Source organism: Microcoleus sp. FACHB-831 (genome assembly GCF_014695585.1).
Taxonomy (GTDB): domain Bacteria; phylum Cyanobacteriota; class Cyanobacteriia; order Cyanobacteriales; family FACHB-T130; genus FACHB-831.
The window spans coordinates 83,309-103,270 of record NZ_JACJON010000075.1; the positions used below are offsets into that span (position 1 = coordinate 83,309).

General features: G+C 47.7%; 19 protein-coding genes. 10 read left to right on the top strand and 9 right to left on the bottom strand.

Features of this window, described 5'->3' with window-relative positions; all coding sequences use genetic code 11:
• Positions 1 to 73: 73 nt before the first annotated feature.
• The 5 genes from argF to H6F77_RS23845 all read left to right on the top strand — a co-directional run bounded on the left by argF (position 74) and on the right by H6F77_RS23845 (position 4,265).
• On the top strand, positions 74 to 994 hold the full coding sequence (gene argF / locus H6F77_RS23825; protein ID WP_190491400.1) for an ornithine carbamoyltransferase: 921 nt from the start codon (positions 74 to 76) through the stop codon (positions 992 to 994).
• A 308-nt stretch (positions 995 to 1,302) separates the two neighbouring features.
• On the top strand, positions 1,303 to 1,971 hold the full coding sequence (gene lexA, locus H6F77_RS23830; protein WP_190491401.1) for a transcriptional repressor LexA: 669 nt from the start codon (positions 1,303 to 1,305) through the stop codon (positions 1,969 to 1,971).
• A 204-nt stretch (positions 1,972 to 2,175) separates the two neighbouring features.
• Positions 2,176 to 3,471: an AmpG family muropeptide MFS transporter gene (locus tag H6F77_RS23835; protein ID WP_190491402.1), complete on the top strand. Its 1,296-nt coding sequence runs from the start codon at positions 2,176 to 2,178 to the stop codon at positions 3,469 to 3,471.
• Positions 3,472 to 3,566: 95 nt separating this feature from the next.
• On the top strand, positions 3,567 to 3,746 hold the full coding sequence (locus H6F77_RS23840) for a DUF8624 family small hydrophobic protein (RefSeq protein ID WP_190491403.1): 180 nt from the start codon (positions 3,567 to 3,569) through the stop codon (positions 3,744 to 3,746).
• Positions 3,747 to 3,782: 36 nt separating this feature from the next.
• On the top strand, positions 3,783 to 4,265 hold the full coding sequence (locus H6F77_RS23845) for a GNAT family N-acetyltransferase (protein WP_190491404.1): 483 nt from the start codon (positions 3,783 to 3,785) through the stop codon (positions 4,263 to 4,265).
• A 102-nt stretch (positions 4,266 to 4,367) separates the two neighbouring features.
• Here H6F77_RS23845 and H6F77_RS27505 read toward each other — a convergent pair whose 3' ends face one another.
• Positions 4,368 to 5,915 carry an IS1/IS1595 family N-terminal zinc-binding domain-containing protein gene (locus H6F77_RS27505; protein ID WP_199321516.1) on the bottom strand — a complete coding sequence of 516 codons (1,548 nt, stop codon included), beginning with the start codon at positions 5,913 to 5,915 and terminating at the stop codon, positions 4,368 to 4,370.
• 296 nt (positions 5,916 to 6,211) lie between these two features.
• On the opposite strand from H6F77_RS27505, the gene H6F77_RS23855 reads away from it, so the two are divergent.
• Positions 6,212 to 6,970 carry a HEAT repeat domain-containing protein gene (locus H6F77_RS23855; protein WP_190491405.1) on the top strand — a complete coding sequence of 253 codons (759 nt, stop codon included), beginning with the start codon at positions 6,212 to 6,214 and terminating at the stop codon, positions 6,968 to 6,970.
• Between the two features lie 164 nt (positions 6,971 to 7,134).
• Here the strand turns inward: H6F77_RS23855 and H6F77_RS23860 are convergent, their stop codons facing one another.
• The 4 genes from H6F77_RS23860 to H6F77_RS23875 all read right to left on the bottom strand — a co-directional run bounded on the left by H6F77_RS23860 (position 7,135) and on the right by H6F77_RS23875 (position 9,723).
• On the bottom strand, positions 7,135 to 7,494 hold the full coding sequence (locus H6F77_RS23860) for a low temperature-induced protein (protein ID WP_190491406.1): 360 nt from the start codon (positions 7,492 to 7,494) through the stop codon (positions 7,135 to 7,137).
• Positions 7,495 to 7,662: 168 nt separating this feature from the next.
• Positions 7,663 to 7,956, bottom strand: a complete 294-nt coding sequence (locus H6F77_RS23865) for a hypothetical protein (protein WP_190491407.1) — start codon at positions 7,954 to 7,956, stop codon at positions 7,663 to 7,665.
• 128 nt (positions 7,957 to 8,084) lie between these two features.
• Positions 8,085 to 9,146 carry an ABC transporter permease gene (locus H6F77_RS23870; protein WP_190491408.1) on the bottom strand — a complete coding sequence of 354 codons (1,062 nt, stop codon included), beginning with the start codon at positions 9,144 to 9,146 and terminating at the stop codon, positions 8,085 to 8,087.
• A 64-nt stretch (positions 9,147 to 9,210) separates the two neighbouring features.
• The gene (locus tag H6F77_RS23875; RefSeq protein WP_190491409.1) at positions 9,211 to 9,723 is read right to left on the bottom strand and encodes an adenine phosphoribosyltransferase; all 513 of its coding nucleotides are present in this window, start codon (positions 9,721 to 9,723) and stop codon (positions 9,211 to 9,213) included.
• Between the two features lie 572 nt (positions 9,724 to 10,295).
• Here H6F77_RS23875 and H6F77_RS23880 point away from each other — a divergent pair.
• Together H6F77_RS23880 and H6F77_RS23885 are read left to right on the top strand one after the other, a co-directional pair.
• Entirely contained in the window at positions 10,296 to 10,901 is a 606-nt protein-coding gene (locus H6F77_RS23880; protein WP_190491410.1) for a DUF3038 domain-containing protein, read from the top strand.
• Positions 10,898 to 12,343 (top strand): DUF4335 domain-containing protein, encoded by a 1,446-nt coding sequence (locus H6F77_RS23885; RefSeq protein ID WP_190491411.1) that lies wholly within the window; start codon positions 10,898 to 10,900, stop codon positions 12,341 to 12,343. The genes H6F77_RS23880 and H6F77_RS23885 overlap by 4 nt, the downstream gene beginning before the upstream one ends.
• Positions 12,344 to 12,446: 103 nt before the next feature.
• On the opposite strand, the gene H6F77_RS23890 is transcribed toward H6F77_RS23885, so the two are convergent.
• The 4 genes from H6F77_RS23890 to bioB form a co-directional block, all read right to left on the bottom strand.
• Positions 12,447 to 14,717: a transglycosylase domain-containing protein gene (locus H6F77_RS23890; RefSeq protein ID WP_190491509.1), complete on the bottom strand. Its 2,271-nt coding sequence runs from the start codon at positions 14,715 to 14,717 to the stop codon at positions 12,447 to 12,449.
• Positions 14,718 to 15,128: 411 nt separating this feature from the next.
• A complete protein-coding gene (gene lspA / locus H6F77_RS23895) occupies positions 15,129 to 15,605 on the bottom strand; it encodes a signal peptidase II (protein ID WP_190491412.1) in 477 nt (158 codons plus the stop codon).
• Positions 15,606 to 15,671: 66 nt separating this feature from the next.
• Positions 15,672 to 16,259, bottom strand: coding sequence for a biotin transporter BioY (locus H6F77_RS23900; RefSeq protein WP_309228910.1), 588 nt, complete (start codon positions 16,257 to 16,259; stop codon positions 15,672 to 15,674).
• Positions 16,260 to 16,359: 100 nt separating this feature from the next.
• Positions 16,360 to 17,496, bottom strand: coding sequence for a biotin synthase BioB (gene bioB / locus H6F77_RS23905; RefSeq protein ID WP_199321518.1), 1,137 nt, complete (start codon positions 17,494 to 17,496; stop codon positions 16,360 to 16,362).
• 231 nt (positions 17,497 to 17,727) lie between these two features.
• On the opposite strand from bioB, the gene pstC reads away from it, so the two are divergent.
• Positions 17,728 to 18,678, top strand: coding sequence for a phosphate ABC transporter permease subunit PstC (pstC, locus tag H6F77_RS23910; protein WP_309228911.1), 951 nt, complete (start codon positions 17,728 to 17,730; stop codon positions 18,676 to 18,678).
• Positions 18,679 to 18,738: 60 nt separating this feature from the next.
• A complete protein-coding gene (gene pstA / locus H6F77_RS23915) occupies positions 18,739 to 19,683 on the top strand; it encodes a phosphate ABC transporter permease PstA (RefSeq protein WP_190491413.1) in 945 nt (314 codons plus the stop codon).
• Positions 19,684 to 19,962: the final 279 nt, after the last annotated feature.

The following is a 19,962-nucleotide window of genomic DNA, read 5'->3' on the forward strand; positions in this document are numbered from 1 at the left end:
GCTATTGCCGTATGGACTGAAGATGCACTAGAGTTTAAGGTTTAAAGTTTGTAGACTCATCGGGGACAAGAGTTTGGAAGCACTGAAAGGAAGAGATTTACTGAGTTTGGCAGACCTGAATGCTGAGGAAATTCAGGGACTTTTGCACCTAGCCACACAGCTAAAAAGCGGTGAGGTAAAGTTGCGCTGTAACAAAGTTTTGGGACTGTTGTTTTACAAAGCTTCTACCCGCACCAGGGTTAGCTTTTCTGTTGCGATGTACCAACTAGGAGGACAGGTTATCGATCTCAACCCTAATGTAACTCAAGTCAGCCGAGGAGAACCGCTGGCAGATACAGCACGGGTATTAGACAGGTACCTGGACATTATGGCGATTCGGACGTTCGATCAGCGGGATTTGGAAGCGTTTGCCAGCTATGCCAAAATCCCGGTTATTAATGCTTTGAGCGACTTGGAGCATCCCTGTCAGGTTTTGGCGGATTTATTAACCGTTCAAGAGTGCTTTGGTTCTTTGGCGGGGCTGACTTTGACTTATTTGGGAGATGGCAATAATATGGCTAATTCTCTCATGCTGGGTTGCGCTCTGATGGGTATGAATGTCAGAATTGCCACGCCCCCAGAATACGAGCCGGACATCAGCATTCTAGAGCAGGCGCGGGCGATCGCTGCTGGACGTAGTGAAGTGATGGTGACAAATGATGCTAAAGCTGCGGTTTCCGGAGCGCAGGTACTATATACCGATGTCTGGGCGAGTATGGGGCAAGAAGATTCCGCTGATGCCAGGATTCCGATTTTTCAACCTTATCAGGTGAACGATCAACTGTTGAAGGGTGCGGCAAAAAACGCTATTGTCCTGCACTGTTTGCCCGCCCACCGCGACGAAGAAATTACTGATGCTGTCATAGAAGGTTCTCAGTCGCGAGTTTGGGATCAGGCGGAAAACAGAATGCACGCTCAAAAAGCTTTGCTGGTGAGTTTACTGGGAGCCGATTAAAGTTTGGGACGCACCACAAAACCCCGAATACTTTCTTGTGCGGCAGGCATCCCTCTTAGATAAGTGGAGGTAAGGGGGATTATCTGCCATTCCAGGCAAATTTATATTTTAAGTTTATTTTTTCTAAGCTATTTTATGGCTAATTAGCTAATCGCTACTAGACAGATTAGGGTATTTAGTAGTACGAATGTTCTATGAGGCAACTGTAAAAAAAAGATGAAGGCTAAAATTTCATACTTCAAAGTTAATACTTTGTACTTCAAACTTTTGCCTCTACACCAAAGCCTGTAGCTATATTGCCTTTAATTATGCAACTTCTAACTGACGCACAACAACAACTCTATGACTGGCTGGCAGATTACATTCGCCAGCATCAACACTCTCCTTCTATTAGACAGATGATGGAAGCGATGAACTTAAAGTCGCCAGCCCCGGTACAAAGCCGCTTGGAACACTTGCGCGATAAAGGATATATTGACTGGGCGGAAGGCAAAGCCCGCACAATTAGGATTTTGCGACAAACTGCTCAGGGATTGCCAGTTTTGGGAACGATAGTAGCTGGTGCTTGTGTTGAACCGTTCACTGATGCTGTAGAACAACTGGATTTGTCTCACTTATTCCAGCAGCCAGATTACTTTGCTCTGCGGGTGACTGGAGACAGCATGATTGACGATTTGATTGCCGAAGGTGATGTGGCAATAATGCGATCGCTGCCAGAATCAGACAAGGTAAAAAATGGCACGATTGTGGCAGCAAGAGTGGAAGGACAGGGCACAACATTGAAGCGCTTCTATCGTCGGGGCGATCGCGTTACCCTCAAACCAGCTAACTCTAAATACGAGCCAATTGAAGCCAAGGCGGCTGATGTCCAAGTGCAAGGTGTCCTCGTCGGCGTCTGGCGCGGATATGACCCCGTTCCCGTCAGGGTAGGAACAAAGAGGCGATTTTCCAAAACAGATGGGAAGCTTCCGCATTAGCTTATGGCACAACTCTTCTAAGCTCTAAAAAGCCAAGCATTTCAGGCTATCTTCCGCCCCTATGGGGAACAAGATCTGCATTTAGTTAAAAGCCAACAGGGTGCATAGATAAGCTATTTGCAACCAGTCTTTATTTACCTTCTCCGGAAATAAGCTCTCTCCTATGGCAAGATATCTCAAGTCATAGGAGTTATCGCATTTGCCGTGAAACCAACTCAATCGTTGCTGCAAGTTTTTCAAAGCCGTAAGATGGCGGCGCTTTTGTTCATCGGCTTTTCGTCAGGTTTACCCCTGTTCTTGACGAGTAAAACGCTGCAAGCCTGGATGACTTTAGAAAAAGTGGATCTGGGTGCGATTGGGTTGTTCAGCTTAGTGGGGTTGCCTTACTCGCTCAAGTTTATTTGGTCGCCTTTCCTGGATAGGTTTGTGCCACCATTTTTGGGGCGTCGTCGCGGCTGGCTGGTTGTGACGCAGGTGGCGTTGCTGCTAGCGATCGCCGCCATGTCTATCCAAAATCCCGCTCAATCGCTGCAACTTTTAGCAGTAAATGCCTTACTGATTGCTTTCTTGAGCGCTAGTCAAGACATCGCCGCTGACGCCTATCGCACGGATGTACTCGAACCCCTAGAAATGGGTGCGGGTGCAGCAGTTTTCGTCTTAGGTTATCGTATTGCCCTGCTCGTTACTGCTTGGCTAGCATTCAGATTAGCCGATCAAATGCCTTGGCCAGTTGTCTATTTGTTGATGTCGGCTTTGATGATAGTGGGCATCGTAAGTGCGATTTTTGCTCCAGAACCAGAGACACGCGATCGCCCCCCGGAATCTTTAGCAGATGCTGTCATCAAGCCGTTCATTGAATTTTTCCAACGTCACGGTCAGATACGTGCATTTTTCATGCTGCTGTTCATCGTCCTCTACAAATTTGGCGATGCTCTAGTTAACAATATGTCTACGCCCTTTTTGATCCAAACTGGCTTCACCCAAAGCGAACTTGGGGATATTCAGGGCGGCATGGGGCTAATAGCTACTATTGTTGGAACCTTATGCGGCGGGTCGCTTCTGAGCAAAATCGGCATTAATCGCTCGCTTTGGGTGTTTGGCGCACTGCAAGCCGTAAGTAACTTAGCCTACTTGGTTCTAGCGCAGGCTGGTAAAAGTTATCAGGTTTTGGTAATTACCATCAACATTGAAAACTTTTGTGCTGGATTGGGTACAACCGCCTTTATTGCCTTTTTGATGAGTCTGTGCAACCAGCGCTTCTCGGCTACTCAGTATGCCTTACTCTCTAGCTTGATGGCTGTAAGTCGGGATATCCTAGTTGCCCCAGCAGGGGCGATCGCGCAAGGAACTGGCTGGCCAATGTTTTTCCTGATTAGCGTCCTCGCTGCTTTACCCGGATTACTCCTGCTACCTGTCTTTGCCCCCTGGAACTCTCGCCCAGTAACAGATATGCCCAGATCGGGACTCGATGACGACGACGATGGCTCCGGTCGGTTGTAGGATAGAAATAGCAAGCTTTACAAAACTTAAGCTTAGTTTTCAGAAAACTCCCCCGCTGTCATCGCAGGCGAGATGCCTGCACCACAAAAATAAATATGGTTATCATTCGTCAGTACATCGCCCCTTTAATCGCAGTGCTAGTATTTTTCGTGGCGCTAGTAGCAGTAAGCGCTCGTATCTTTTTGCCCGCCGATATGGCTTCCCCCGCACCAATTGAAGAAGTCAGTCCCCAGCCTGAAAACGTCCAGACACCGACGCGCAGCCCAATTATGTAGCCCGGCAGTTAACCCCCCTTACAACTAAATTCACCCATGTCTGATGTGCTGCTACCGGGCTACCAGCTTCGCAATGGCTCTGGGATAGATCGAGCGTTGCTGGTAAAGTTTATGCGGCTAACTTACCAGGAGCTTTTTCCAAACCAGAATTTTTCCCATCTGGCTGAAACTGTTGAGCAATATTTTTCTAGAGATACACCTTTGTGGTGGGTGGAGCGATCGCTAGACACAAACCAGCTCGTTGCTTGTCTGTGGTTGGGGAATGCAATAGATCAAGTAACGGGCGATCGCCACGCTCACATTTTTTTACTCTACGTCTTGCCAGAACACCGCCGTTGTGGTCTAGCAAAAGCATTGATGAATCATGCCGAAGACTGGGCCAGAGCAAGGGGCGATCGCCAAATGGGTCTGCAAGTCTTCCAAATCAACCAACCTGCTTTGAATCTTTACCAGCAGCTAGGCTATCAAAATCAGTCCATTTGGATGCTAAAACCCCTGTCCCAAAGGCAACCTGAATGAGTCGAACAGGGGAATGGGGAAAGTTTTGAGTTTTGATTTTTGAATTAATAACTCAGACCTCATAACTCCTAACTCTATTCCCCATATCCAACTCAATACCTATCACTTTTTAGAACTGCCAAAGCCTTTAGCTTGTTTCTTAGCCTTACCTCGACTATGGGCGGGCTTAGCTGGCATACTTTTGCTAGACTGAGCCTCTAAGGCAGGATCGGCGATCGCAAACTGTCTGCCGCAGTCTTTACAAACGTACCTTTGCTTTTCGTTACGATGCCCATTTTTTCTGAGTTCGGTAGAATCGCATTTGGGACATTTAATCTCGATTTTCTCTTCTTTAGCCGCTGCTTCTACCGCAGGTGCTGGGGTATTTTTCTCGGTCGCATCAGCTATCGCTGACTGCCGATCCTCTGCGGCTGCATTATCCAGAGGCGCTGGTGTTGACTCAACAAGAGGCGAAACTTTCTCTAAGCGTACTGTCGAATCCTTCGTCGCCCACTGTGGGGATAGAACCCCAGGTAGAAAAGCGGTTAAGCGCCTATCTGCTTGAGACTCCTTCGCGCTTTCTTGAGCATTTTCTGTTTCTGTCCCGTTCGCCTCGGTTGGTGTCTGTTCAACTAGAGCAACAGTAGGCATGGTGGCTGCAACATTATCCTCAGATTGATCTTGATCTAACGATGGTGCTGCCTCTAGCGGTGTTTTTTCTATCTCAACTGTTGCCAACTTTGCATCAGTATCTGGGGCAGCATTGGTTGGTTCTTCTACTACTGCTTCATCAGCAACTAAATCTTGGTCAGTAGTTTCGGCAAGATTTATAGTTGGTTCTTCTACTACTGCTTCATCAGCAACTAAATCTTGGTCAGTAGTTTCGGCAAGATTTGTAGTTGGTTCTTCTACTGCTTCATCAGCAACTAAATCTTGGTCAGTAGTTTCGGCAAGATTTGTAGTTGGTTCTTCTACTGCTTCATCAGCAACTAAAGCTTGGTCAGTAGTTTTGGCAAGATTTGTATTTGCTTCTTCTACTTTTTCTAGGGCAACTAAATCTTGTAGAGGAGTTTCTGCAACTTCTGTTGCTGGTTCTTCTACTACTGTTTCCTCACCAACTAAATCTTGTAGAGGAGTTTCTGCAACTTCTGTTGCTGGTTCTTCTACTACTGTTTCCTCAGTAACTAAATCTTCTTCAGTAGCATCATCCTCAATATCGGTAGCTGGAGCTTTTACTTGAACAGTTTCAGCCGCGATCGCAGTTGGTGCAGAGGTTTCCCAGCCAGTCACCCTATGCTCTTGTACAACAGTAGGAGCAGGCTTCCAGTTGGGGTCTGGTTGGGGAATTTTGGGCTGAATAATAACGTGATTTACTACCTTGGGGGGAGCCAATCGACTGATGCGATCGCCTATATTTTCTGCGATCGCATACGTTACGGGAACAACCGTTGGCTTCGAGACAGCATCCCGAACCAAAGCAGCGATGTGTTCAGAATGATTGGGGGTTGGCCCATGTACATATTCAGGGGCAGTAGATACCCACGAATTTTGATTTGAGTTAATCGGTGGCGGTGGTAGTACTGGCTGCTGGTTAGACTCTTTAAGCGCGAGTGGCGGCATAAATCGCAGCGATCGCACCATCCGTCGATAAGGCTCTAAGTGATCTGTCATATCAAATCCGTCTGAATACTCATTGTTAATCTTTCTACCGTGCCTCTGTGTCCCTTAGCCCCTAATACCCGTGCTACCCTGACTCATCGGCTCTTAAAAAGCTCTTAATGTGGTGTAATATACCAAATTCACCTTCTTTGAAAGGCTAACCAGCGTCGGAATGTTAGTTTTCTTAACTTTTATTGAACCCCATATTGCCGATAGAGCCTCTTGGAATCAGGTAGGATAGGTTACAAAACGCCTGCCAAAGACAATGCCCATACCATGCGCGGGGAGTGGGAGTCAATTTAACAGCTATGTATGACGAAGACGACCTAACGGTACTCGATGATATCGATGCCGAGCTAGAAAGCCCCCTGGATACCATAGAACCGCTCGATGCCGAGTCAGTTGCACCAGCGCCAGATCCAGAAGCTATGCTGGCACTGCTGGAAGCACCAGAGACACAGCAACGCATGCTGGCAACGCGAGCCTTTTGCGAACTTCAGGATGAACGAGCAATCCCCCATCTAATTCGCTTGCTAGCAGATGGATGCCCGTTAGTGCGCGTGAGTGCTGCCTATGCGTTGGGGCGCAATCCCAGTCCAACCGCAGTAGAGCCATTAATAGTACAGCTAAACCGAGATTGGAATGGCTATGTCCGCAAGGGAGTAGTTTGGGCATTGGGAAACTGCCGCGATCGCCGATCTCTTGTACCGCTTACCGATGCCTTAAAAACTGATATTTCTGCCGTGCGTCTTTGGGCTGCAAGTGGATTGGCTCAAATGGCCTCAGTCGGCTACGAAGCAGTCGTAGCATCAATTCCACCATTAATTGAAGCATTAATGCAAGACCCCGTAGCCGCAGTCCGCAGTAACTGTGCCTGGTCATTAGGGCAACTCTGTCGCGAACTACCCTCTAACGTCGTCTACGCTGGTGCTATTGATGGATTGATAGAAGCATTAGCGGAAGACGAAGATCTAAGCGTCCGCGAAGATGCCAAATCAGCTTTGTTAAGAGTCGGAGATCCGCGCGGACTACAAATAATTGAAACGTTAGAAATGGAAGGAATATAGCAAAAAGAAACAGGGCATAATTCTATGTCTGCCCTGTTTAATATCTAGGTATCAATTGACCGCCCAGCACATAGCTAATAGTGGGGATGAGCAACAGCTTTCTGCTTCCCCACACTTGTAACAAAAAAGGCTATTTTCCTAACTGCTTAATCGGAGCTAGCGTATTAGTCGTTTTCCCCTGTAACTTTTTCCAGAGCCTTCTGGACTTTTTGTTCGATTGACAAGGTACCTTGGGAATTTTCGGGCCGTTTCATTTTATCTATATCAGCGGCTCCTTGGATTTCATTGAGACCTTCATTCGCTTTCTTCTGTGTCTTGTCCAGCGAGTAGGGGTCGTCTAAAACCGCCTCTTGTGCCTCTTTTTCAATCTTCAGCAGATTAGCCTCTCCGCTTGTAGGGCTAGATTTGGGGCTGCTGTAAGCAGGCATAGCCTGAGAGAACAACACCAAGGCGCAAACAAACGCAGCTAGAAGCACGCGCACCGGACGCACCCAAGCAGACAGGTTGAAGCGGAGCGATTTCATAAAGTAAGTTCTCCTAATTTTTTGAAGTTGGCACAATTTACGTCGTTGACCACTCCAAACATAGGTCACGACATTATTTTATTTCATCAAAATTTTGAGCCAGTGACATCTATAGCAGGGTAGATCTCCTATAATGCTTTAATGAGCAATTATTTGCCAAATATCGCCTCAACTGGGGGATAAAAACTCAATTCTGGGTATTAAAGGGTCTTGAACGAGTCCGAACCCGGTAAACCCCCACCTTTGAACCAAATTTTTTAACTGGCTTGCAGAAACCGACTCGACAGCAAAACGCGAAGCAACATCTGAGCCGTGAGTGTTGAGATAGCTAAGGGCATCAAAGTTTTCGCGAAACATCAACACATACCCGGCTCCAGTTTGCTCTGTATCTGGGTTGGGATGGGCAACGACATAGCGCCCATCGGCTGTTGAACGCAGCAAATAGTATACAGATGAAAGCATGGCAACTACAAAGTTAAGTGAGAAAAAGGGATTAGGGATTGAGGATTAGGGGTTGGGAAGAGGAAGGAGCCATCAATATTTTTCCCATTCCCCATTTCTTATTACCCATTCCCCCATTCACTATTCGCTTATTTAAGATTTTCTAGCTTGATTCGAGGATCAACAGCCTTTAGCAGCAAGTCTGCCAATAAGTTACCCAAAATTAGCATAAAGCCGCCCATCATCAAGCTTGCCAAGACCAGGTAGAGGTCTTGAATCAGCAACCCCTGTAAAATTAGTCGCCCTAAACCAGGCCAGTTAAAGAAAAATTCCGCAATAAATGCACCACTTAATAAGCTGGCGAATTCAAAACCTAGTAGCGTCACTAGGGGATTGATAGCATTGCGGAGGGCGTGAATGTAGATGACGCGGTTTTCTGGAAGCCCCTTAGCGCGAGCAGTCTGGATGTAGTCTTGGCGCAGAACGTCTAGCAATTCCCCTCTGGTAATCCGCTGCAAACCAGCAAAGCTGGTGATCGATAGAGCAATGGTAGGCAAAATCATGTGCCAGCCGATGTCTAAAATTTGACCCAATGGGGTTAAATCTATGTGATTGATGCTGGTTCTGCCTCCGACGGGGAAAAGCGGGGAGGTCAACTGGGCAAAGATCAGCAGTATCAGGGCGGTGATGAAGCTAGGAAACCCTTGACCCATGTAGCTCAAGACTTGCAGTATGCGATCTGCCCAACGGTTTTGGTTAACAGCGCCGACAATGCCAAGGGGAAGAGCGATCGCCCAAGTGACAATTAACGACGCGATCGCTAGTTCCAACGTCGCCCGTACCCGGTCCCACAACAGCGATGACACTGGTTGTAAATACACAAAACTCGTCCCAAAGTCCCCCTTGGTTATTACCCTCGAAAGCCACAAAAAATACTGCACCGTTGCTGATTTATCCAGCCCAAATTGTTGCTTGTATTCCTCAATTCGTTCCGGCGTAATCTTAGGATTCTGTCGCAGCGTATCCAGATAATTCCCCGGAGCAAGCTGAATAATTGCAAAACTCAGAACCGACGCTATAAGCAGGGTTAAAAGCGCCTGCCCCAGACGCTTTACTAAATAGAGAAAGGTTTCACTTGATATCAGTCTTTTGAACCAATTCCAACCAGAATCCGAACCCTTCTCAATCGAAGAATCATTACTAGAAGTCATAACAAGTGTATGAAGTATGAAGCCCTAGTTTTAGCGGCGCAACACACGTAATAATAGCTAATAGCTAATATTCAACCAGCGTTACAATTGGGACATCAGGCAGCCGTTGCCGCCCACCCAAATCCTTTAACTCAATAATGAAACCAAATCCTACCAACTGACAGCCAATTTGCTGGAGTAGCTCAGCCGTAGCACTCGCCGTCCCCCCAGTCGCAATCAGATCGTCCACAATGAGAACGCGACTTCCCGGATGCAGAGCATCCTGGTGTACTTCCAGGCTATCCGTACCATACTCCAGTTCATACTCTACCCTGTGAACAAGTGCAGGTAGCTTCCCAGGCTTCCGAACCGGGATAAAGCCAATTCCCAGCTTGTAGGCTAGGGCTGCCCCAAAGATAAAGCCACGCGACTCCATCCCAACTATATATTCTGGGGATAAGCTAGCGCACTTTTCGGCTAATGTGTCAATCGTGTAGCGCAGTCCCTCTGGCTCTCGCAGGAGGGTAGTTATATCCCGAAATAGAATTCCTGGCTTGGGAAAATCTGGAATGTCGCGAATCAGAGACTTTAGATCCATAACGCTCGTTATATGTGGGTTGCAAGTAAAATCAACCTCTATTGCCTGGGAGAAAAGTCTACCCAATAAAGTGCAAAGAGATACCTGAAAAATCGTACACTAGAAGGTTGCACACTTTTTGGCTCTTTGGTTATCGCTCGACCGCCCACATCTCCGGTTCCACCCACACCGCCATCAAATTGCCCAACATTTGGGTTAAGACATTGGCTAATGTGGCTTTCTGGCTGGAGGGAAAAATAGACACAAGCTTAACCGCGCTTGTAGCTAACGGGCACAAAGACGCGCTCCACAAGTCAATTATCCTGATGCAAAATATGTTTGAGTGAAAACTATAAACTATGGACTATAAACTATGGACTAAGAACGCGGGTCATTAGTAATTTCTCCGCGATATGTAGGATTCTAAAGGCTGCATACTTAGCTCGTTGGTGAAAAGCTTTAAAGTTTGAACCAAAAACAAGGGCGGCGTCTAAAGTTTAGAATCTCAGTCTAAAGCGTAAAGTCTAAAGTTAGTTTTACTCAGTCTAGTTCACCTGAAAACAGCTTTTCCAAGGAATCGTTCTGTGAGCGTAATGCCATTAAACAGTTCGCCTGCCCAGTCAACGCCTTTGATTTTGGACAGTCTGCCAGATCCACCCATTTCTCAGAGTGGGTGTCCGCGTAGAACTCGGATGCAAATTGACCTGATTTTACTGGCAATAGAAGCCCTGGAATTGGGAGGTTCGGAAGCAATGTTGGCTGTAACCTACGAGCTGGAACTTCAGGGTATTATCAAAAATCGAGTTATGCTGTGGCGGCTACGCAGTACCAACCCTCTGCGCCGTTCTCATACGCGGCGACAACTTAGCTTGGTAGAGGCGAAAGCGTTAGTAGCGATCGCCAGCTCTTTGGCACGACGCTTAAATGGTAATATCCGCCAACTGCTACTCTACAATCAACAACTCAGCCAAAAGGATCTACCCCTCGATACTAACTATCGCTTGTCTGAATATCTAGAACGTTTCCGCGCTCACTTCCGCAGCCGGATGAATCGACGACGAGCGATTATTGCTGCCTACAGTTCCGATGATAAGTTGAACGAGCTAGCAATTGAGCTATTGGGTAAACTCCTATTCTGTACGGGAATGTCAGGAATGCAGCGGTTTTGGAGCAGTCTGTTTGATGGAGAGGTAATATGACGATTCGGCGGCAGTATAGTTTGCCCAATTGCACGCTGATCTTGGAAGGGTATCCTGACGCAAGCACTACTGGTCAGCTAGACCCACGCCCCTTGATGTCTATTCTGATCAATGCAGAGTGCCATTTTGTGGGTAATAAATCGTCCCTGAGTGGCGGACGAGAATTTTTTGAAAGTTTAGTGACATCCGTCAGCAGCTATGCTCAGGGATTCTTGAGTGGAGTGCCTCACCCGCATATCCAAGGGGATAAGCCAGTTGGGGTACAGTTACACAAGGTCAGCGACCAGTTGCACAGGTTGACAGTTCAACCAACCACAGAAAATACCCAACCAGCCCAGATTGATTTGACGACTTTGCAGCTGTTTGATTTGGTGGATGCCATAGATCAATTTCTGGCTGATAGTCGCACGCTGCCCGACTTACGTCTGGCAATACATCCAATTTCCAAGCGCTATGTTGTGGCGAACGAACCGCTGGCAAAGCGCGCTGCTCCAGCGGCGGTGGGGGTATCGACTTTGGCCGCAGCAGCACTTCTCTTTGGCTTGGTTCCGATTCCCAAAGTTGAAAAACAAAACGATCCCTTACCACAGCCCCAAGCTAGCGCAACGCCAACGAGCAGCCCCACAGCCACACTAACGCCAACACCCGCACCCACTGATAGCCCTACACCAACAGCCACACTAACGCCAACACCAACAGCCACACCAACAGCCACACTAACGCCAACACCCACTGATAGCCCTACACCCACACCAACAGCATCAGACTTACAGGCTCTTTTGACCTCCGGGCAAGAAATAACCGATCCGACCATACTGCGCTTTTTGGAACGGAAACTTCAAAGGAAGATAAACGAAGTCTGGCAAACCAGACAGCGGTTTGGCGAACCATTAGCCTATAAAGTGGGCGTGGGCAAAGATGGAGCAATTGTAGGTTACGAAGGCGTCAATCAAGCTGCCAGAAATCGCGTGCAGGAAACGCCGCTACCCAAATTGGGCTATATCCCAGCTAACAGCAGCGTCCCCAACAACGAGCCTATTGCTCAATACAAAGTAGTGTTTACAGCACGGGGCGTTCCCCAAGTTAGTCCCTGGAACGGCTACAAAGGTAAACCTGGATTAGGGCCAGAAATTACCGATCCTACACAGTTGCAGGCTTTGCAAGGGCAGCTACAAAATCAGCTCGGCCAAAACTTGCCAACAACCCCCGCTTACTCGCGGAATTTGGTCTACCGCGTCGCTGTAACCAAAGATGGTGCTATTGCTGACTACGAGCCAAAAAATCAATCTGCTTTCGACTATGAAAAAGAAACTCCCCTGCCTAACTTAATCAAGTCCAGCGATGCAACGCCTGCTATTCCCCAAGAACCTATGGCTCAATTCCAAGTAGTGTTCAAACCCCAGCAGGGTGTAGAAGTCGCGCCGTTACCTGACAGACGCTAATCCGTTTTAAGTTGTAGAGGCGGTTGTTTGTTATGCACCAAATATTTCTGAAATCCGAAATATTTGGTGCAGATGGAATTAAAAATTGAGTTCGGCAGTTTACTTATCGGACAACCCGACGCATATAGTTTCCCCAAAGTTGGGCGGCTTGGGCACTGCTACCATTGGTCGGGTTGTTGTTGTCGTTTCCCAACCAGATACCTGTTACTAAGTCGCGACTGGGAATATAGCCAACAAACCAGAGGTCAACGCCGCTGTTGGTGGTGCCAGTTTTACCTGCTTCTTCTCCCAGTCCAATATTTGCGGCTTTACCCGTACCGCGTTGAACGACACCTTGAAATAAGTTGGTCATGGTGTCTGCAACGCCACGTTCTAGCACTTTCTTAGACTCAGATTCATCTTGGTTGAACTTGTAAATTACCCGGCAGGTTTGCCAGTCTTTGTAATCCTTACAATCCGAGCTGTCGCGTACTTGTTTGATGGCGTGCGGGCGGTTCCAGACGCCGTGATTGGCTACAGTACCGAAAGCACCTGTCATTTCCAAGACTGTGGTTTCGCTTTCACCGAGTACTAAGCCGGGGGTAGATCTAAGTTCAGAGTTGACACCCAGCCGTTTAGCCATTTCGATTACTCTATCTAGACCGACATCCTGGGCAACGCGCAGAGCGATCGCATTCTCCGACTGAGCAAGCCCAGTGGTAATATCTGTACCTGCGCCGCCAACCCTTTCGCAGCCTTTATAACGCTGGCCCTGCCAGAATACTGGAGCGCAAGAATAAAACTTTCCTGGCGAGATACCTTGTTCGATGGCGCTAGTGTATGCAAACAGCTTGAACGTCGATCCCGGCTGTCGCTTGGCTTGAAAGGCGCGATTAAATTGGCTTTGTTGGTAGTCTCGACCGCCAACTAATGCTTTGATTTCCCCAGTGCTGGAGTCGAGAGTTACAAGAGCAGCTTGAGAAAATCTCGCGCTTGCTCCATTGGTGGTTATGGCGTTCCGTACAGCGGTTTCTGCCTTCTCTTGTGCTGAGAGATCCAGGCCAGTTTCAATAATAAAGTTGCCCTCTTTGGCTAGATCTGCGCCTACTACGTTTGGCAGTTCGTTGAACACGTAGCTGTAAAAGTATGGGGCAGTAGTGCCGCTGAGGGTGAATGCTTCTCTGGCTTTAGGGCTGACATCTATGCGCGATCGCCTTGCTCTATCTGCTTCTTCTTGCGTAATAAACCGCAGCGACGCCATACGATCTATCACCCGATTTCGCAGCCCGAATGAAGTTTTATAATCTTTGATTGGATTAAAAGCATTAGGCGCAGGCAAAATTGCCACCAAAGTCGCCGCCTCTGAAAGATCCAAATTTGCAGCCGACTTGTCAAAGTAAAACCGCGCCGCATCTTCAAACCCCGTCGTACCTTGCCCTAAATAGATGCGGTTTAGATAATTCCGCAATAACTCGTCCTTACTGTAAAACGTCTCCAACTTCAGGGCAATTACCGCCTCGCGGATTTTCCGACCAGCATTATCTTCCCTTCCCACATATGCGCTAAACATAGTACGAGCTAGCTGCTGCGTGACCGTACTACCTCCTTGCTTAGTTCCACCCGCCCGCACATTAGTCACTACGGCTCGCAAAGTGCCATAAGGATCTACGCCCGGATGCCAATAAAAACGGCTGTCTTCCGAAGCAATAACAGCCTTGGGCAGGTAAGGGGAAAAATCTTTAAGCCTGCGAAATTCTCTATGAGCCTCTATCCGGCGACGCTGCAAGGTGGTTTTTTTGTCACCTGCATAGACTAGCACTGGCTGCTGAAGATTGACGGGCAATCTTGTAACTGATGGCGAGTTTAGCAACGCCCCGCCCAGCCATAACGCTGCCAAGCCGACCAGTCCGCCCGCACCGTAAAGGCTGTAACGAATTGCCAGCACGTACCAGGGCGGCGGATCGTAAAATTGTACGCGGACAGCATCTGCCAGTTCCGGTGGGCCAAGGGTTAGCACATCGCCGTGTCGCAGGGGGATGCTGTTTAAGCGTTTTCTGCCTCGGTAAACTCCATTGGTGGAGTTTTCATCTTTGAGGACAAAGTGGTTCTGCCGTCGCCCAGCCCGCGATAGGGAGAGATGAACCTGGCTGACAACTGGGTTTTTTACCACAATGTCGCAGGATTTAGAACTGCGTCCCAAGACGTATCTTTCTCCCAATAGCGGATAGACATCTGCTTTGGGGGCACCTGCTTGCTGCACCCAGAGTTGAGGCACTCTGGCATTGGGTTTCAAGGATACCTGAGAAAAATTAACCTTGGCTTGAATTGTCTGTATGGCCTGGGTTACTTGACCCAGAATGGTTTGAGGCTGGCGAGGGGGCTGGGGAGGAGTCATTCTTGCGACAATTCCGCGATTGGCTTCGTCAGCAGTCAGCAAAGATTCAATTACTCTGACTTGCTTTGCTTGCTGGATATTGACTATTCTACTCGCAAGGTTAGGAAGGCGTTGTCTCTCCCTTTGCCTATCTGCGATCTTTGATGGGCGATCGCATCCTTATTTCAACCGCATCACCCAGCTAAAACCAGCTTTTTACCAAGTTAAGGCAACTTAAATTAAATATGGCCACGCATACAGAATTTTGGTTTCTATTTGCAATTTATAATTAATATCGAAAATATCAGCGCCCAAGCTGCCTGCTCGGAGAAATATGTGTGAGGACAAACCAAGCAGGAAAATACAGGCTAGTGAAGCGTCTGCGTGCTTAAGCAATTTAAAATCAACTCAAATTGCGCTTAAGCGCTCGCCTTAGTCGATGCGATCGCCATCCTTTTTTTCGTTGCCGAAGTGGGCAATCAGCCAGCAGGCAATTCCCACATTAATAAACACATCTGCGAAATTAAACACGGGAAATTGAATCAAGCGAAAGTCCAAAAAATCGACAACTCGACCGTCTATAAACCGATCGATCCCATTGCCCAGCGCTCCTCCTAAAATGAAGCCATAGCCCAGTTGTTCCCAGCGGTTAAAAGCGGGGCCAAATAAAGCAAATGCTATCAAAGCAAGACTCACCAACAAAGACAGCCAGCGCAACCAGCCAACCCCATCTTTAAAAAAACTAAACGCTGCGCCTGTATTCGTAACATACGTGAAGTGGAATACACCGGGCAATAGAGGCAAAGTTTGGCCCAGGACAAAATTTTGCACTAGCCAATATTTGGTCAGTCGGTCTATAAGCAGACTGACCAAAGCGGCAATCCAAAAAAGGTGATTTTTGAAATTCATTGCGATCGCTTAAAGCTAATAGCTAATACTCTATAGATGCCATTAATAGCATCTCCACTAGCTTCTTTAATAAAACATTAGCTGCCGCAGAGCCAATGCCAATACCGTAACCGCACAAACAACCACCAATTGTCCGGGCAATGGATAGAAGGAGTACGTCTCAACCGCCTGCAAAAGTGACAGCGACTTGGTAGCGGACGGAGTAAAAAACTGAGTGGCAATCAAATACGTTAGTCCGCACATATGGACGATCAACAAGCCAGAGATACAGCTGACAGCCAAAGACTCCAAGCGGGGAGGTACTTTAAAAGCCAGAAAACCGCACAACCAAGCACCGGGAACAAAGCCCAGCAAGTAGCCAAAGCTGGGTTCTTTGAGATAAGCCAGCCCTCCTCCTTGGTAAAAAACTGGAAACCAAGGAGTTAAGCCCAACACTAAGTAAGCTATTTGCGATAGTGCCCCCGCATTCTTTCCTCCCATACAGCCGACTAGGAGGACGGCACCAATCTGATAACTGACGCCAAGCGATTGAGTCTGAATGCCTTGCTGACTCCAATTCCAGGGAAGGTTGGTGACGTGCGCTTCTAGAAACGTGCCACCAATGGTGAGCAGCAAGCCAATCAAAGCCCACAGTAGTTCATGGGGAGCAGACACTATGCGGTGTTTTGGTTTTCGCGTCTTGGATCTTTGGTTTCGGGTCTTATATCTTGGGGATTGGGTCAACAGTCCTACCTAACACCTAAAAGTAACACTCCTAACCGGGGTGATATTCACCAGGGATCGGTGCTTCACCGCCAATGAGTCCAAGGGATTCGAGCATGGATTGGTCTTGATCTGGGGCTTGTCCGAGGGTAGTTAGGTAGTGTCCAATTAGCATGGCGTTAATCCCGGCTTTTAGACCCAAGCTTTGCAGTTCGCCCATTACGGCTTCTCGCCCTCCAGCATAGCGCAGGATTTGGGAGGGGAGGATGAGTCGAAAAATAGCGATCGCTTTTAGTGCTTCATACGGATCTAGTTTGGGGCGATCGCCTAGTGGTGTGCCTGCCCTTGGATTTAATAAATTCAACGGCACGGATTCTACTTCCAACTCTCGCAATGCTAGGGCTAAGTCTACGCGATCTTCCCAGCTTTCCCCCAGTCCAAGTATTCCCCCGGTGCAGGCTTGAATCCCCGCAGCTTTGAGATTTTTGATAGTCTCGACGCGATCGCGCCATTTATGACTTGTTACTATCTGCGGGAAAAAATTCTCCGACGCTTCCAAATTATGGTTGTAGCGCGTTACTCCAGCTTCTTTAAGTGCCTGGGCTTGTTCTAGGGTAACTTCTCCCAATGCACAACAAGGCTTAATGCCAGTTTCACCAACAATTTGACGTACTGTTTCCAGAACTTGTTCAAATTCTGTAGATTTGGGGCTGCTGTACTTTGGCCCGCGTCCTTGAGAAACTAAGCAAAACCGTTTTGCGCCTGCGGCTTCGGCTGAAGCGGCTTGAGAGAGAATTTCCGCACTAGATTTTAGCCCGTATATCGGCGAATCTTCCCCAGGATGGTGGGCAGATTGAGAGCAAAAACCGCAGTTTTCAGAACAGTTGCCAGATTTGACGTTGACAATGCTGCACAAGTCTACAGTGTTGCCGCAGCAAGCTTCACGTACTTTGTCCGCCGCTTCGCATAGCAGCAAAATATTTTCTTCACCTTCTATCTGGGCGATCGCGATCGCTTCCTCTCTTCCAATGCGATCGCCACCAATTATTCGGTTTGTAAGGTTATTTAGCCACTCGCGCAATGAAGATGGCGACTCGCAAATGTCTGCGACGTCTGGCTGCTCGATAGATGTTGACAGCGGTGCTTGAACCACGTTCGGCCCTTTAATTACATCTTGAACCGTAGGCATTGTATCAAACTCCGCGACAGCAGTATAAGGTAGTGCTGTCTTTTGCTTAACCTTATCTTTACATTTGAGCGTTAAACTTTAAGAAAAATGCAGCGGTAAACACTTAAGTAATTTCCCTAATTGACAAACTCACTTCTCAGGTTGAGACTGCTCTATCAGGCAGCTATGCCCACTTTATGATAAAGGCGTTATATAGTTTTTTACCCCACCAGTGCTAGAGGAAAAAATATCGTGAGTTCGCTAACCAGCAATACCCAGACAATAATTAAGCCTCGCTCGGAGTTAGATCGAAACCTGGATCGAGGGTTTATTTTGCTCACAATGCTATTTGCCCTAGCGGTTGCTGGCATATTGATCTGGATAACCATTTTGGTGGCAAATATAGCTCTCCCTGCAATTCAACAATTTGGTCTGGGGTTCATCATTTCCAGCACATGGGACCCTAACCGCAATCTGTACGGAGCGCTTCCCCAAATTTACGGAACTGTAGTCAGCTCAATCATCGCTCTAGTAATCGCTATTCCCATTGGCCTTGGTGTGGCTCTGTTCCTGAGCGAAGATTATTTGCCGCCAAAAATCCAGCTAGTATTAGTTTTTCTAGTAGAACTTCTGGCAGCTATCCCCAGCGTGGTATATGGCCTTTGGGGAATTTTTGTGCTGATTCCTTTCTTAAAGGGGCCAGCAGCGTTACTTAACGCTTATTTAGGTTGGGTACCAATTTTTAGCACTCCACTGAGGGGGCCAGGAATGTTCCCAGCAGCCGTTGTCCTGGGAATTATGGTTTTACCAACTATCGCTGCTCTTTCTCGCGATGCTCTTATATCTCTACCACCAGACTTGCGACAGGCAGCGGTGGGACTGGGAGCAACGCGCTGGGAGGCAATTATCAATGTGATGCTACCAGCGGCTTTCTCCGGAATTGTTGGTGCTGTCATGCTGGCACTGGGTAGAGCCTTGGGGGAAACGATGGCTGTAACGATGTTGATTGGGAATTCAAATAATATCAACCCGTCGATTTTGGCTCCCTCAAACACGATCGCTTCTCTGCTTGCCAGTCAATTTGCCGAAGCTAGCGCTCTGCAACGCTCTTCACTGCTATATGCGGCGTTAATTTTATTTGGCCTGACATTGGTCGTCAATATGCTCGCTCAGTTACTGGTTCGGCGAGTACAGCGAATTTAAATACTTTGGCGATCGCGAAATGCTTAAGACCTAATAAACAAACAACAAACAACATCTACAATGTCTGAAATTCAGGATCGTAGTCCTTCGGGATTTCCTAGCGGTACTCTGAGGCGATCGCCCTCTTCTCCCCGAACGCTATTTGGGCTGGTGATGACGGGATTGACTTTTCTGTGCGCTGCCCTTGCTATCTTGCCTCTACTAGCAGTGCTTTTCTACGTTGTCGTCCAAGGTGCCAGCCGCCTCAATTTGACCGTACTAACCAGTTTGCCACCGCCTCCATGTTCGGGTACTGGCTGCGTCGGCCTTCCCCAAGGCGGTTTTGGCAATGCCATTATGGGCACCTTAGCTATGGTGGGCATTGGCGCTCTCATTAGCATTCCCTTTGGTGTCTTGGCAGCAGTTTATTTGTCTGAGTTTAGTGCTAATAGTAAGCTGGCCTACTGGATTCGCTTTGCCACCAATGTCCTGGCTGGCGTTCCTTCGATCATTGTTGGCGTTTTCGCCTATGGAGTTGCAGTTCTTGGAATGCAAAAATTTCTAAACCTTTCTGTTCCTTTCACTGCATGGGCTGGAGGGTTTGCTTTATCGATATTGATGTTGCCGATTGTGGTTCGCGCCACTGAGGAAGCGTTGAGGTTAGTCCCCCAAGAAGTAAGACAAGCAGCGGTAGGGTTGGGAGCTAGTAACTTTCAAACTGTGTCGCGGGTGGTGTTACCTGCTGCGCTCCCGGCAATTGTAACTGGCACAACTCTAGCAGTTGCAAGGGCGGCTGGTGAAACCGCACCCCTGCTATTTACCGCATCATTTACCCAGTTTTGGCCTAACTGGAATAATGGCATGCTGGAGCCAACTGCTTCTTTAGCGGTTTTGGTTTACAACTTCGCTACGGGATCGTTTCAAAATCAGCAGGAACTCGCTTGGGCAGCTTCTTTTATCTTGGTTTTACTGGTTCTCTTTACCAGTATTGTTTCGCGTCTGGCAACGGCGCGGAGAGTTTATTAAGCAAACTTCAAGCAAATATTGTAGGGGTAGGGCGGCGATAAGCGGGGAAAATAATTTACTGCAAAATTGGATACATTTCAACTTTCAACAGTATGATAATTGGAGGCAATATTAAAAATTAGGGTTAAAACCTAGTAAATGTGTGGTAAAGAGAAAGCCTAATCTAAAAATTGGCTGTTGAAGTGAATGTTAAATATGCATCAGTGGGTGAGTTACTAGGGCGATCGCTTTCTCGCTCTTGGTGGAGCAAATAGTGGGTTGAGTTTTACAGAACCCTGT